Annotated in this window: 1 protein-coding gene; it reads left to right on the top strand. The window is 64.2% G+C overall.

What is annotated here, in order from left to right; all coding sequences use genetic code 11:
• Positions 1-126: 126 nt before the first annotated feature.
• The coding region (locus NB3_RS33790; RefSeq protein ID WP_067811565.1) for an IS256 family transposase at positions 127-1,120 on the top strand (994 nt) is incomplete at its 3' end.

Here is a 1,120-nt window from a genome sequence, read left to right as displayed (position 1 = left end):
TGAGTCCAGCAGAGTGGTGTACGACCAGACGCCAGCAAAGTCTGAGCGTGTCGTAGCCGGATAGAGGACGGTCACCGCGTGATCCTTCAAGAGACCGACCAAAGTCACTCGAAGGAGAACCACGCGATGACCGCTGTCCAGCCTATCGACCCGTCCGAGATGCTGTCTGATCAACTCGCCGTCGCGAGTCCTGATCTGCTGCGCAGCATGATGTCGACGTTCATCCAGGCATTGATGAGCGCCGAGGCCGACGCGGTCTGCGGTGCCGGCTACGGCGAGCGCTCCACCGAGCGGGTCAATCACCGCAACGGCTACCGCCACCGCGACTTCGATACCCGCCTCGGCACGATCGACGTCGCTGTCCCGAAGCTGCGATCCGGCAGCTATTTCCCGGACTGGCTGCTCGAACGCCGCAAACGCGCCGAACGCGCACTCACCTCGGTCGTGGCGACCTGTTATCTGCTCGGCGTCTCGACACGGCGGATGGAGAAGCTGGTCGAATCGCTCGGTGTGACAAAGCTTTCCAAATCCCAGGTCTCCATCATGGCAGCCGAGCTCGACGCCCAGGTCGAGGCTTTCCGCACCCGCCCGCTCGATGCGGGCCCCTACACGTTCGTCGCCGCCGACGCGCTGGTGCTGAAAGTCCGCGAGAACGGCCGCGTAGTCAACGTGCACTGCCTGGTCGCCACCGGCGTCAACGCCGAAGGCTACCGCGAGATCCTCGGAGTTCAGGTGACCTCCGGCGAGGACGGCGCGGGTTGGCTGGCATTCTTCCGCGATCTGGTCGCCCGCGGCCTGAACGGGGTCCGCCTGGTCACCTCCGACGCCCACGCCGGGTTGGTCGCCGCGATCGGCGCGACGCTTCCGGGAGCTTCCTGGCAGCGCTGCCGCACCCACTACACGGTCAACTTGATGAGCGTCTGCCCGAAGAGTTCCTGGCCGTGGGTTCGCACTCTGCTTCATTCGGTATTCGATCAAGCCGACCCCGAATCAGTTGCCGCCCAATACGATCGGATGCTCGACGCCTTGGCCGAGAAACTTCCGAAAGTCGCCACCCATCTCGATACCGCACGAGCTGATCTGCTCGCGTTCACCGCATTCCCGAAACAGATCTGGCGGC

Source organism: Nocardia beijingensis NBRC 16342, from assembly GCF_001612785.1.
GTDB classification, from domain to species: Bacteria; Actinomycetota; Actinomycetes; order Mycobacteriales; family Mycobacteriaceae; genus Nocardia; species Nocardia beijingensis.
This window is presented reverse-complemented; position numbering and strand designations above follow the sequence as displayed.